Source organism: Desmospora activa DSM 45169 (genome assembly GCF_003046315.1).
Lineage (GTDB): Bacteria > Bacillota > Bacilli > Thermoactinomycetales > DSM-45169 > Desmospora > Desmospora activa.
Genome location: NZ_PZZP01000002.1, coordinates 494,713 through 506,952 on the forward strand (window position 1 = coordinate 494,713; position 12,240 = coordinate 506,952).

Genomic DNA, 12,240 nt, shown 5'->3' on the forward strand with positions numbered 1-12,240 from the left:
ATGCTCGTGTCATTCGCGTTTAATCGATTTTGTTGGAAGTTTAACTATGCCATTTCCTCTTGACCGTGCCGTACATCTAAACTGAGGAATTTATTGTAGTTCTTGAGGAACAGTAACTCCACCTTGCCGACGGGCCCGTTACGGTGCTTAGCCAAAATGACTTCAATAATATTCTTTTTCTCCGATTCTTCATTGTAATAATCATCCCGATACAAAAAGGATACAATATCTGCATCCTGCTCAATCGAGCCGGATTCCCGTAAATCGGACAACATCGGCCGCTTGTCCTGACGCTGTTCAACGGCACGGGACAACTGTGAGAGCGCGATTACCGGCACGTGCAACTCCCTCGCCAATAATTTGAGAGAACGGGAGATTTCGGAGATTTCCTGCTGCCGACTATCACGACCGCTGCCCTCAATTAACTGCAAGTAATCGATCAACACCAAGCCTAAGTCTTGTTCCGCCTGTAAGCGGCGCAGTTTTGCGCGAATGTCGAAAACCGTGATTCCTGGGGTATCATCGATAAAGATTGGGGCTTCCGACAAAGTGCTGATGGCCATCGTCAGCTTTTCCCAATCCTCATCACCGAGATGACCGTTACGGAACACTTGGGCGTCAATATTCCCCTCCGCCGCCAACATCCGCTGCACCAACTGTGGTGCCGACATCTCCAAGTTAAAGATGGCAACAGGCTTATTGGCGCGAACGGCAACATTTTGGGCAACATTGAGCGAGAATGCCGTCTTCCCCATGGCGGGACGTGCCGCCAAAATGATCAAATCTGATGGCTGAAATCCGGCTGTCATGCGGTCAAGGTCGGAATAACCCGATGGAACGCCGGTCAGTTTCCCCTGGTTGTAATGGAGCGACTCAATCCGTTCAAACGTCTCCATTAGTACTTCTTTGATGGGGACAAAACCCTTGCTCATTCGGCGTTGGGAAATTTCCAAGATCTTTTTTTCCGCCTGATCGATCACATGAGCGACTTCCTCAGCTCCACTGTAACCGGATGTGGCAATTTCGGTTGCAGTCCGGATCAGACGCCGCAAAATCGCCTTTTCCTCCACAATCTGCGCATAGTAATCCACATTGGCCGCCGTCGGAACCGTACCAATCAGTTCAGTCAGGTAAGGGACCCCCCCTACCTCATCCAAACTTTTGCGATCCTGCAAGGCGGAAGTGATGGTAACCAAATCAACCGGTTCCCCTTGTTCCGATAAATCGATCATTACTTGCAATAATCGCTGATGGGCCTGCCGATAAAAATCCTCCGGGCGCAGGCGCTCGGTAACAGTGACCAGGACACTCGGCTCAATCAGGACGGCACCTAACACCGCCTGTTCCGCTTCTTGGTTGTGGGGGGGCATCCGATCGGCAAACAACTCGCTCATGAACCTTCCTCCTCCAAGACGCTACTCACCTAAAAAAGAGCTCCATCACGGATGGAGCTAAGATTGATAACAAAACCTTATTATTTTTGCTCCAACACTTGGACGGAGAGCGTAGCCATCACTTTAGGATGGAGTTTAACTGGTACTTTGGTGACGCCAAGGGTACGGATCGGCTCATCCAGTTGGATTTTTTTCTTGTCCACTTGCAGGCCATGCTTCTGTTTGAGGAGTTGGCTAATCTGTTTGGAAGTGACCGAACCAAACAGTCGACCACCGTCGCCTGCCTTTGTGCGAATGGTGATATCCGCTTGCTCCAATTCTTGAGCCAATTGCCGGGAATGCTCCAATTCTTTTTGTTTTTGTTCCGATTCCCTTCGCTTTTGATCCTTTAGGGTGTTAATATTACCGGCGGAAGCCTCAATGGCCAACCCCCGGGGCAGAAGGAAATTACGGGCGTATCCTTCCGCCACTTCTTTCATTTCTCCCTTTTTCCCCTGCCCTTTTACATCTTGCTGAAAAATAACTTTCATTCGGCGTCGCCCCCTTCTTCTATCTGTCTCAATACGTCCATCAGGCGACTCCGCGCCTCATCGATGGAGATTCCCTCAAACTGGGTAGCAGCGTGAGTCAGATGTCCCCCGCCTCCCAGCTCCTCCATAATTACCTGAACGTTCATTTCCCCCTGTGAACGAGCGCTGATGGATACCTTTCCATCCTCGCGTTTGCCAATGACAAAGGAGGCCCCTACTCCTTTCATGTTCAACAGGGTATCCGCCGCTTGGGCAATCACGAGTTGATCGTAAGTTTCGGTTTCTTCGCCCACGGCGATCGCCATTTTATCGTATACCACTTCCGTATTTTTGACAATCTCCGCCCGTTTGACAAAACGGTCCAGATCCTCTTGCAACAAGGATTGTACCATCGCCAAATCAGCTCCGTGGCGCCGTAGAAAAGAAGCGGCCTCAAAGGTGCGGGATCCGGAACGGTAGGCGAAGCTTTTTGTATCGACAACGATCCCCGCCAACAGGGCTGTCGTTTCCACTTTCCCCAGGTTGAGACGTCTTTCTTGATACTGCAACAGCTCGGTCACCAGCTCACTAGTGGAGGAAGCGTAGGGTTCCAGATAGACGAGCACCGGATCGCGTACAAATTCTTCCCCGCGTCGATGATGATCGATCACCACGACCCGTTGCGATCGGTCCACCAACTTCGGTTCAATCGTCAGGGAAGGTTTATGAGTATCCACCAATATTAACAGCGTATTGGCATTTACTTTCTGCAAAGCCCGTTCCGGGGATAGGACCCGCTCACGTAAAACTTCACTACGATTGATCACATTTACCAACCCCGCGATGGAGGGGTTGGATTCCCCTAAAACGATGTACCCTTTGCCATTGGCCAATTCGACGGCTTTTAGCACGCCGATGGCGGAACCCAATGCATCCATATCCGGTTGCACATGGCCCATAATGATTACCTGTTCGCTGTCCTTAATCAAGTTGGACAGCGCATGGGAAATCACTCGCGCCCGCACCCTTGTCCGCTTTTCAACCGCATTGGTCTTTCCGCCGAAAAAGACGACTCGGTCCCCGTCTTGCAACGCAGCTTGATCTCCACCTCTGGCCAGTGCGATATCGAGGGCGGCCTCCGCGGCATGTGTCTGTTCCACCATATTGGCTCCTGTCGTGGCTACCCCGATACTGAGGGTGATCGGGATTTTGATCTGCCTCGTCATGTCTCGCACCACATCCAGGATATCAAACCGGTTTTTCTTTAGTCGTTCCAACGATTCCCGCTTCATTACCATAAAGAATTTGTCGGAATCCAACCGGCGCAAACTGATTTCATTCGTCTGCGACCAGCGGGTAACCGCCGATATCACATCGGATAAAAGGAGTGTCCGTTCCTGCTCATCCAAGCCAACACCCGCTTCATCGAAGTTATCCATATGCAGAACGCCGATGACACTCTGTTCCCGCTCATACCGTTCACGCAACCGTTCCAAACGAGTGATGTCCCGGAAAAAGTATAAACGTTCCTCCGCCTGATGGATCACTTCAAAAACGTGTCCCTCTACTTCAATCTTTTGCGGCTGGGCCGCTTCGCTTAAAGCGGGAAACAGCTCCGATACGGGAACACCCACCAATGATTCCGCCTTGGTCATCTCTTTGATAAAGGGGTTGTGCCAAGCAACGCGATTTTCCCGATCATATAACAGGATCCCGAGAGGCATCCCCCCCATCGCCGCTTGATGGGCTCCCTTTACGCGCTGGGAAAGGGTCTCAACATAATCGATAAAATCCGTACGAAACTGCTGCTCAGCCCGTACCAGAACATAAGCCAACAGGAAAAATACCAGCAATGCGACTAGGGCATATTGCCAGCGGTAAATCCCCAACAACGCGATTAAAATTAAACTGAAGCACATGGCGAACACCATGTGCGCTCCGTGCCACCGTTTTGTAATAAAATTCGGCATGATGACATCCCCTCAAGCCGGAAAACCGATCTTTCGTTTCCTGGTTCCTATTGTACCCTAGGCTTGACTGGATTCAAAGCGACTACCATTGATAAAGTCGATCCCATTATATTCCCTTGCAGTTTTCCTTAGTACCGACAAGCTTCCCTCTACCACAACCTTACTCTCAGGTTTTAATGGTGTGGAAGGGATTTTTGCAAGCAGAACCCATGCTGCGCCTCTTAAAGAAATTATTTTTTGGACTCCATCCGCTTTCGCCACTCTGTTCCAGTATCCACGATTCCTAACAGATGGATAAAAAAAGAGAATAACGGGATGAGAAGCGCCAGCACTCCAACCAGAACTACCCAACCATTCCCTCGATTCCAACGATGCAACAGGAACGCGGAAAAAGCCAACCCTTGCACAAAAAAGATTAAAAACATCAACGTAACCGTTGTGCCGGCAATAAAAGAAATCGTTCCCCCCTCTAAACCAAACAACAACAGTAACAACAATGCGATAAAGTAAAAATAAAAAAAGGGTCGGGGCAAGCGCCATTCCCGGATCGGAGGAAGGTATTTCCCGGGCAATCCCTGGCGCATCAGCAAGCGTCGGCCCAATAGGAAGTTAAACAGAGGAAAGGGAATTGTGATAAAGAACATCATAATCGGAAGAACGAGGTTTAATGATGGGGCTTCTTCCATGTCCACTGCATTTAAACCGTAGTTTTCCAACGTTTGCTGCGTGCTTTCCCACTGTTGTTGCCACATGGATTGGAACTGTCCCAATCCGTCAAACATCCAGGTAGCGAACAGGAGTAACCCCAACACTCCCAGCCACGTTGCCACCCACCCGCCTAAAACAACGTCAGTCCCGGTGGATTCCGGCTTTCTGTACAGTTCCCCCATCAATAGACCGATTCCGGTGGCAAACAGCCATGCGGCGATCATCGTCGGTCCGACTAAAAGGGAGAGGATTCCGCAAATCGTCACCGGAAACAATGCCGATTTCCAGCCGTTTTTGGCGCTAAACCAGAAAAAGGGGAGCGGAATAAACCATAAGCTGATGACGCCTAGTGGCGTTATTATTGAGAGAAGGAGCAGCAAATATAGACCAACCGTTATCAACCCGCCGCGCACATCTGTAAATGGAGACAATCCGTGGTCACCTCTTGCTGATATATTCTTCCAACTGGGACAGATCACCATACCAGTCTTCCAGCTGATGCCGCTCTCGTGCCGCCTCCCGCAATTTACGGGTAACAGCCTGGTCCACTTCCCGATAAGAGAAACCGACACGCCGCGCCAAGACATAAGTAGCCACTACCAAACTGGCCAAACTGTCTTGGATCAGAGAGCGGTTGGCATGATGCAATCCTTTATATAAATTGGCGATTTGATCCAACATCTCTGTTTTTAACCATTCGATCACTTTCATGCTTTTGGCGATGTGTACGCTTCGCTCCGGCCTGCTCATCGTCAGCACTCCTTTTTGGGAAAGCGTGATAAAAAGTATCTTCCACACAGAAGAGGAAGAATCCTCCTTCTGTCCCAAGCAGGAATGTGAATGAAAAAAGAGACGTGTGACACGTCCCTTTTTTGATGCTCAGTCCGTCGTGTACGGCAAAAGCGCCATTTGCCGAGCACGTTTGATTGCCCGGGTCAATTGCCGTTGATATTTGGAAGAAGTTCCTGTCACCCGGCGAGGGAGAATCTTCCCGCGTTCGCTGATAAACTTCCGTAGCAAATCGACATCTTTGTAATCGATATACTCGATTTTATTTACTGTAAAGAAGCAGACTTTACGGCGTTTATTGCCTCTGCGTCGAGCCATAGTTAGCCTCCTCTCTTTTCGACTGTTATTTAGAAGGGTAAATCGTCATCGGAGATATCAATCGGTTTGCCGTCATCTGCAAAGGGATCGTCTGAGGAATTGCGGTCGTTCTGAAATCCGTTTCCACCCTCGTACCCCGGATTGCCGCCTTGCCCACCGGAACCACCGGTAGGGAGAAAACGAACATTGTCCGCCACCACTTCCGCTACGCGGACCTTACGACCTTCCTGATTTTCATAGTTCCGCACCTGTAGACGGCCTTCCACCGCCACCATGCGTCCCTTTTTCACATAGTTGGCTACGTTTTCCGCTTGTTGACGCCAAACGACAATGTCGATGAAATCCGCTTCCCGTTCCCCTTGCTGATTGGTGAAAGGCCGTTCCACTGCCAACCGGAAACTGGTTACCGCTACACCGTTCGCCGTATACCGCAGTTCCGGATCCCAAGTTAATCGACCAATCAAAACCACCCGGTTTAACATTGGCAACCTCTCCTTTTGGGCGAAGCCCCCCTAATCAGGTGTCCCGTGAGGGGCAACCTCTCCTTTTGGGCGAAGCCCCCCTAATCAGGTGTCCCGTGAGGGGCAACCTCTCCTTTTGGGCGAAGACCCTCCAATCAGGTGTCCCGTGAGGGGCAACCTCTCCTTTTGGGCGAAGCCCCTCCAATCAGGTGTCCTGTGAGGGGCAACCTCTCCTTTTGGGCGAAGACCCTGTATTGGAGATTTGGAAGGGTCATCTCCCTTTTCGGTAGAACCGCAACGCTTAAAACATTTTAGCCAAACCTTCTGCTCAATATTTACTCTCTCCAGCGGGCTCTCCGTTGTGTCCCCGATTGGTGAGATGCCCTTGTTGGCCGTGGTTACTTTTGTTTTTCCGGTTTATCATCAATGTTGATGACCATGTGACGGATGACGTCGTCATTTAACTTCAGCTGTCGATCCAATTCGTTAACCGTGTCGGTATCGCCATGGAAGGTAACCACTGTATAGATGCCTTCGCGATAGTCGTCCAACAGGTAAGCTAGACGACGTTTGCCAAAGTGCTCCTGCTCGATGGCTTCACCGTTGTTTTGGGAGAGAATCCCTTGGACTTTCTCACGGGTGCTGTTCAGCTTCTCCTCGTCCAACTCGGGACGAACGATGTACATCAGCTCATATTTACTCATTATGTTCCACCTCCTTCTGGACTTGGCGGCCCCTATCAGGGGCAAGGAGTGAATAGTCATTATTCACGATAATACATTTTACCAAAAGCACAAGCATGTGACAAGATTTTAGGGAAAGGGATTTTAAGCCTGCGTGCTCTCGCCGTTTGCAAAAAGGAAGATAACGTCCACTCCGGCCCCGATGCTGCCCCTCACGGGACACCTGATCAGTGGGGCTTCGCCCAAGCGGTTGGGAACGGCAAAAAATCGCTGCCACTCAAACATTAAAGCGAAAGTGAACGACATCGCCGTCGTGAACCACATAATCCTTTCCTTCAGAGCGAAGCAGTCCCCGCTCTCGTGCTTGGGCCATCGACCCGGCTTCTAAAAGGTGATCGTATGCAACCACTTCCGCCCGGATAAAACCCCGTTCAAAGTCGGAGTGAATCACCCCAGCCGCTTGAGGTGCTCTTGTGCCTTCCCGGATCGTCCAGGCACGCACCTCTTTTTCACCGGCGGTAAAGTAGGTGATAAGGCCCAACAGCTTGTATGCGGCTGCCACCAATCGATCCAGACCGGAAGAGGCTAAGCCTAAGTCCGCTAAAAACTGATCCCGTTCTTCCCCTTCCAGCTCCACAATCTCCGCTTCCAACTGGGCGCTGATGGTCACCACTTCCGCGCCTTCTTTCTCTGCTTGTTCAATCACCTGATGCACAAGCGGATTCTCATCCGGTGTCGCCACTTCCTCTTCCGCTACATTGGCCGCATACAGCATCTTTTTCATGGTCAACAAGTTAAGAGAGCGGATCAACCCTTTATCCTCTTCCGACAGATCTACTCCCCGCGCCGGCTGCCCTTCAGCCAAGGCATCCCGCAGCTGTGTCAACAGCGTATATTCCTTGATCGCTTGCGTATCCCCACTCTTTTTTTGGCGATGAAGTCGTTCCAGGCGGCGTTCTACCGTCTCCAAATCGGCCAATACCAACTCTAGGTTGATCGTTTCCATATCACTAACAGGATTGATCTTGCCAGATACATGGGTAATATTGTCATCTTCAAAACAACGCACCACATGGATGATCGCATCCACTTCCCGAATATGGGACAAAAATTGATTTCCTAACCCTTCTCCTTTGCTTGCCCCTTTGACAAGTCCGGCAATATCTGTAAATTGAAACGACGTGGGCATCACACGCTGAGGATTGACGATCTCGGCCAAACGCTCTAACCGTTCATCGGGAACATCCACCACCCCGACATTAGGGTCAATGGTACAAAACGGATAATTGGCGGATTCGGCTCCCGCCTGGGTAATTGCATTAAACAAGGTTGATTTGCCTACATTGGGCAAACCGACAATGCCGGTGGTTAACGGCATGTAGCTTCATCTCCTCTTTTAATCATCGTTACCGCATCTCATGATAATCTTTGTCCATTATAGCGAAACCGCCCCCACCTGTCTTGACCACTCCCCATGCGTAAACGCAGGGGATTCACCACAGGCACTTCCTACGGTCGCTTGGGTAATCCCCCGTAACCGGGAGAAATTGACCAAGCTCAGACCGTGGGCCCCACGGCGATCAATCGTAGACCTTCTTGCAAGAGATTCTTCGCTGCGTTGATGTCTCGATCATGGTGTTCATTGCATGCTGGACATGTCCATTCTCTTAAGTTTAACTTCTTTACGTCTTTGTTTCGATACCCACAACCGCAACAGCGTTGGCTGGAGGGAAAGGTTTTTCCAACCTTCACAAGTGTTCTCCCGTGCCATTGTGCCTTGTATTCCAGCATGGTAACAAACTCCGACCAGGAAGCATCCGTAATGGCTTGGCCAGGTTGTGATTCTTCACCATGTTCTTCACTTGCAAATCTTCGATGCTGATCACTTGATTTTCGTGAATCAACCGCAAAGACAACTTATGAAGGAAATCACGGCGGGCGTTTACAATTTTCTCATGAATCCGGGCAACTTTGATCCGGGCCTTGTTCCAGTTGGAACCGCCTTTGCTCCGTCTGCTCATGACTCGCTGTGCTTTCGCCAGTTGTTTCTCATATTTTCGGAAATATTTTGGCGCATTTTCTTTCCTGCCATCCGAAAGGATGGCGAAATCTTTTAGACCTAAGTCAATACCAATCGCTTTGTCTTTATCGACGGGAACATAGGGGCAAGCATGCATTTCACAGCAAACCGACACAAAATATTTCCCCGATGGGGTACGCCGAATGGTAGCGGAAAGAATTTTGCCTTCTACTTCTTTTGATTTTGCAAACTTGACCCATCCGAGTTTGGGTAGCTTGATCTTGTTGCCTATGACTGCAATCGACGGTTTTCCTTTTGGATAGTTGCATTGACTGGTGTAGGATTGAACGGGATTCCTGCGACTTTTGAAACGCGGCTGATCATTCTGACCTTTAAAGAAACGAGAAAAGGCATCCGCTAGATCCTTCAAGGCGTTTTGCAACGAAGTGGAATCTACCTCTTTTAACCATTCCAACTCTTTTTTCAGGCTGGGAAGTTGATTGGAGCAAGCCTGATAGGTGAGCCCTTTCCCCGTTTGTGCATATTGTTCATTCCACTTGGCTAGAAAGAGATTGAATGTGAAACGACTGCAACCAATGGATTTGTTGATGAGAATTGCTTGTTCTTTGGTTGGATACAGACGAAACCGAAACGCTTTGTGCATGGGTCACCTCCTTGGTTGAGTCTCAGTGTACTGTTTCACTACTTCCAATGAAACCGTCCCAACCGTTGCTACAAAATAGACGTTTGTCCATAGTGAGGGGATTCGTGATTTCAAGTGCGGGAACTCTTGCCTTAATACTCGTGATGGATACCCTTTGAGATGCTTGACCACCTTGTGTATGCCGAATTGGGGATCACATTGTATGAGCAAATGGACATGATCGGGCATGATCTCCATCCTTGAAATCGTCGTTTTCAAGCCGGTCACTTACAGGCGAAGATGGTCAGGCTTGTGAGAGGGGTAAAAAAACCCTCCCTCGCCTGACGCTCGCTTTCATACCCATAGCTGAAGCTAGGGGTTTTCCCGCTCGCAAAGATATAAAAAAGCCCCTCTTTTTCATGAGGGGCATCACGATTGGGGTGGATCCGTCGATGCCAATACTTTTTTCATCCGCTTCTCAAATTTTGAACGAGGCAATAGGACACTGTGTCCACAACCGGTACATTTCATTCGAATATCCATCCCCATGCGAATCACTTTCCAAGCGTTGGTTCCACAGGGATGGGGCTTTTTCATCTCTACGACATCCCCGAGCTGGAAGCTTTTCCGCTCCATCGCTTCCTCCACCTTTCTTTATTCCCTCTATTATAAATAACTCATTTTCCCTCATCAACCGGGTTAACCGTTTGTATTGCCCAGGATTCGATTGTGGGGTAAATGCTGAATAGCGGTCTTGATCGTCTTAAATAAACGAATATGATTGCTGATCAGGATGAGTGGGCCATTGTGAGAAAGGCGTTCGCTTCCATCCACTTTAAACCATGGTATCCCAAACCAGATACAAGAATCTCTTATCTCCCTCTTCCATTGTACCCGGTTTTGATTCTTTTTCCTATGCAAGCGTTACCCCTGTTTATGACGGTTCAAAGGGTAGAGAAGAATCATCGTAAGGATAAATAGATTGAGCACTCCATACAAAGGATAAAGAATGGTAACCAAATTGGCGAAACCAAGTCGGGTAAGGGGGACGAGAAGCACTAAAATCCCCCCTCCAATCAACCAATGCGGTAAGGATAAAACCGTTGCAAAGCGAAATGCCAACCCATGCACATTGCTTACCGCCGTCGTGTAGATCGCAAGCCACAAAATCAAAGAGATCGCCATCACCCACCATGGTGAATACGAGTGTATCAGGGCGAACAAAGGAATCTCATACTGAGAAACCAAGTCCTCTACACGCAACAATGAATAATTATACAGGAATGCGATCATCCCTAACAGTGATGCGCTTAAAATTCCCGCCACCCAAATCTCACCGCTATGTCGAATTTGTTTACCCAGCGTGGACAGTACAGCCAGCAAGGACAGCATATTAAAAGCGGCATAAGTAATGGCGGAAGGCCAAGAAGGTAAGGCAGGGGATGTGATGGAAGCGGTGAGGGTCGGCCAACCGTAGGAGCTTAAAAATTTTACACAAACCAGTATCAACACTGCCGTCATCACCGGAATCAAGATAACGTTCATTGAGAGAAGCCCCCGTAGATCAAAGAGAAGAATCAAAACTACCGCTGCAACCATCACCCATACACCTAAAGCAAAAGAACCGCTCCATTGCTGTATGGTGGCACCACTTCCCGCCATCATCACCAACGTGCTACTGAGTAGAGATAAAACAACCAGCCCGTCAAATCCCTTGGCCATACGTGGCCCGATTACATGGGATAATACTTCGGAATAATGACGGGTCTGCTTTTTCCAACTGATAAATAGAATCACCATACTGGCCGCTAAAAAGAGAACCATTGCCAGTAGAATGCTCCAACTGCTGCTTTGACCGTATGAACCAAAAAACTCCCATATCTCCCGTCCGGAGGCGAAACCGGCACCAATCGTTGTTCCTACGATCGTCATGCTTAGTTTAAGAGATTGCCAGAGTCGAAAATGCATCAAAATCCCCCTTGTCCGGGTTGTCCCTATATGTATATTTCCTGACAGGGATCCGTATACTAGTAAGGATTTGAAACTATTGCGGAGGTTGACGCCATGCGTGAGCCAGTTCCCTCTTTTTCCAGTCCCGGTCGGGTCAAATATACCCATCCCAGTGCCGAATACCGATGTGCCGATTGGTTGCAGCAGGCCATACACTTGTATCCTCAAACCAGCGAGTTGGCATGCGTCTGCGTCGGCACCGACCGATCAACCGGCGATTCTTTGGGACCGCTCGTTGGATCGCAATTGGAAAAATCATCACCACCCTTTTTACGCGTTTATGGAACGTTGGACGAGCCGGTACATGCCGTCAATCTGCAATCTACTTTAATCAAGATGAAACGAGAATTGAACAATCCCCTCGTAATCGCAGTCGACGCTTGTTTGGGACAGCTCTCCAGCGTCGGTTGGATTCAAGTGGGAAATGGCCCCTTAAAACCAGGTGCCGGAGTAAATAAACAACTTCCGGAAGTCGGACAGGTGCATATCACTGGAATCGTAAATGTTGCCGGATTTATGGAATATTTTGTTCTGCAAAACACTCGCCTTAGCATTGTGATGAAAATGGCCAATGTTATTTCCAACGCCGTTCGCCGTGTGGCGATTCACCATGGAGAGCGCGTGTTATAAGAGGGGGGGCGGAGGTAGATTTTCGCCTTCGTTCCATGCATGGACTAGCAAATCACTCATCGTCTCGCTCCCAAGCCTCGCTCTTCGGAGGTATAAAAAAAACAG

The 12,240-nt window shown here is 49.3% G+C and carries 12 protein-coding genes and 2 pseudogenes; 1 reads left to right on the forward strand and 13 read right to left on the reverse strand.

All coding sequences use genetic code 11. From position 1 onward, the window contains the following. Positions 1-44: 44 nt before the first annotated feature. From dnaB to C8J48_RS15705, 13 genes and pseudogenes are all read right to left on the reverse strand, one after another. Positions 45-1,394: a replicative DNA helicase gene (dnaB, locus tag C8J48_RS15645; protein WP_107728170.1), complete on the reverse strand. Its 1,350-nt coding sequence runs from the start codon at positions 1,392-1,394 to the stop codon at positions 45-47. An 80-nt stretch (positions 1,395-1,474) separates the two neighbouring features. Continuing rightward, the gene (rplI, locus tag C8J48_RS15650; RefSeq protein WP_107728171.1) at positions 1,475-1,924 is read right to left on the reverse strand and encodes a 50S ribosomal protein L9; all 450 of its coding nucleotides are present in this window, start codon (positions 1,922-1,924) and stop codon (positions 1,475-1,477) included. Continuing rightward, a complete protein-coding gene (locus C8J48_RS15655) occupies positions 1,921-3,873 on the reverse strand; it encodes a DHH family phosphoesterase (RefSeq protein WP_107728172.1) in 1,953 nt (650 codons plus the stop codon). Before C8J48_RS15655 ends, rplI begins: the two co-directional genes overlap by 4 nt. Positions 3,874-4,103: 230 nt before the next feature. Further along, the gene (locus C8J48_RS15660) at positions 4,104-5,012 is read right to left on the reverse strand and encodes a DUF2232 domain-containing protein (RefSeq protein ID WP_170105615.1); all 909 of its coding nucleotides are present in this window, start codon (positions 5,010-5,012) and stop codon (positions 4,104-4,106) included. Positions 5,013-5,019: 7 nt separating this feature from the next. Further along, positions 5,020-5,331, reverse strand: a complete 312-nt coding sequence (locus C8J48_RS15665) for a MazG-like family protein (RefSeq protein WP_107728274.1) — start codon at positions 5,329-5,331, stop codon at positions 5,020-5,022. Positions 5,332-5,460: 129 nt separating this feature from the next. Continuing rightward, positions 5,461-5,688: a 30S ribosomal protein S18 gene (gene rpsR, locus C8J48_RS15670; RefSeq protein ID WP_009710555.1), complete on the reverse strand. Its 228-nt coding sequence runs from the start codon at positions 5,686-5,688 to the stop codon at positions 5,461-5,463. A gap of 29 nt (positions 5,689-5,717) precedes the next feature. Further along, a complete protein-coding gene (gene ssb, locus C8J48_RS15675) occupies positions 5,718-6,170 on the reverse strand; it encodes a single-stranded DNA-binding protein (protein WP_107728174.1) in 453 nt (150 codons plus the stop codon). Positions 6,171-6,547: 377 nt separating this feature from the next. Then, complete coding sequence (gene rpsF, locus C8J48_RS15680) at positions 6,548-6,853, reverse strand: 30S ribosomal protein S6 (protein WP_107728175.1); 306 nt, start codon at positions 6,851-6,853, stop codon at positions 6,548-6,550. A gap of 256 nt (positions 6,854-7,109) precedes the next feature. After that, positions 7,110-8,210, reverse strand: a complete 1,101-nt coding sequence (gene ychF, locus C8J48_RS15685) for a redox-regulated ATPase YchF (RefSeq protein ID WP_107728176.1) — start codon at positions 8,208-8,210, stop codon at positions 7,110-7,112. Positions 8,211-8,389: 179 nt separating this feature from the next. Beyond that, positions 8,390-9,516 (reverse strand): annotated as a pseudogene (tnpB, locus tag C8J48_RS15690) (IS200/IS605 family element RNA-guided endonuclease TnpB). Positions 9,517-9,519: 3 nt separating this feature from the next. Further along, a pseudogene (gene tnpA, locus C8J48_RS15695) lies at positions 9,520-9,762 on the reverse strand (IS200/IS605 family transposase); the annotation flags it as partial. A gap of 162 nt (positions 9,763-9,924) precedes the next feature. Continuing rightward, positions 9,925-10,131 (reverse strand): DUF951 domain-containing protein, encoded by a 207-nt coding sequence (locus tag C8J48_RS15700; protein WP_107728177.1) that lies wholly within the window; start codon positions 10,129-10,131, stop codon positions 9,925-9,927. Between the two features lie 288 nt (positions 10,132-10,419). Beyond that, the gene (locus C8J48_RS15705; protein WP_107728178.1) at positions 10,420-11,463 is read right to left on the reverse strand and encodes a YkvI family membrane protein; all 1,044 of its coding nucleotides are present in this window, start codon (positions 11,461-11,463) and stop codon (positions 10,420-10,422) included. Positions 11,464-11,559: 96 nt separating this feature from the next. Here C8J48_RS15705 and yyaC point away from each other — a divergent pair, with 96 nt between their 5' ends. Further along, on the forward strand, positions 11,560-12,135 hold the full coding sequence (yyaC, locus tag C8J48_RS15710) for a spore protease YyaC (RefSeq protein WP_107728179.1): 576 nt from the start codon (positions 11,560-11,562) through the stop codon (positions 12,133-12,135). The last annotated feature ends 105 nt before the right edge of the window (positions 12,136-12,240 follow it).

Excerpts from the sequence above, each read along its gene's own strand:
- ssb (WP_107728174.1), bottom strand. The coding sequence starts at position 6,170 with ATGTTAAACCGGGTGGTTTTGATTGGTCGATTAACTTGGGATCCGGAA.
- C8J48_RS15700 (WP_107728177.1), bottom strand. The coding sequence starts at position 10,131 with ATGGAGCGGAAAAGCTTCCAGCTCGGGGATGTCGTAGAGATGAAAAAG.
- rpsF (WP_107728175.1), bottom strand. The coding sequence starts at position 6,853 with ATGAGTAAATATGAGCTGATGTACATCGTTCGTCCCGAGTTGGACGAG.
- yyaC (WP_107728179.1), top strand. The coding sequence starts at position 11,560 with ATGCGTGAGCCAGTTCCCTCTTTTTCCAGTCCCGGTCGGGTCAAATAT.
- rplI (WP_107728171.1), bottom strand. The coding sequence starts at position 1,924 with ATGAAAGTTATTTTTCAGCAAGATGTAAAAGGGCAGGGGAAAAAGGGA.
- dnaB (WP_107728170.1), bottom strand. The coding sequence starts at position 1,394 with ATGAGCGAGTTGTTTGCCGATCGGATGCCCCCCCACAACCAAGAAGCG.
- C8J48_RS15705 (WP_107728178.1), bottom strand. The coding sequence starts at position 11,463 with ATGCATTTTCGACTCTGGCAATCTCTTAAACTAAGCATGACGATCGTA.
- ychF (WP_107728176.1), bottom strand. The coding sequence starts at position 8,210 with ATGCCGTTAACCACCGGCATTGTCGGTTTGCCCAATGTAGGCAAATCA.
- rpsR (WP_009710555.1), bottom strand. The coding sequence starts at position 5,688 with ATGGCTCGACGCAGAGGCAATAAACGCCGTAAAGTCTGCTTCTTTACA.
- C8J48_RS15655 (WP_107728172.1), bottom strand. The coding sequence starts at position 3,873 with ATGCCGAATTTTATTACAAAACGGTGGCACGGAGCGCACATGGTGTTC.
- C8J48_RS15665 (WP_107728274.1), bottom strand. The coding sequence starts at position 5,331 with ATGAGCAGGCCGGAGCGAAGCGTACACATCGCCAAAAGCATGAAAGTG.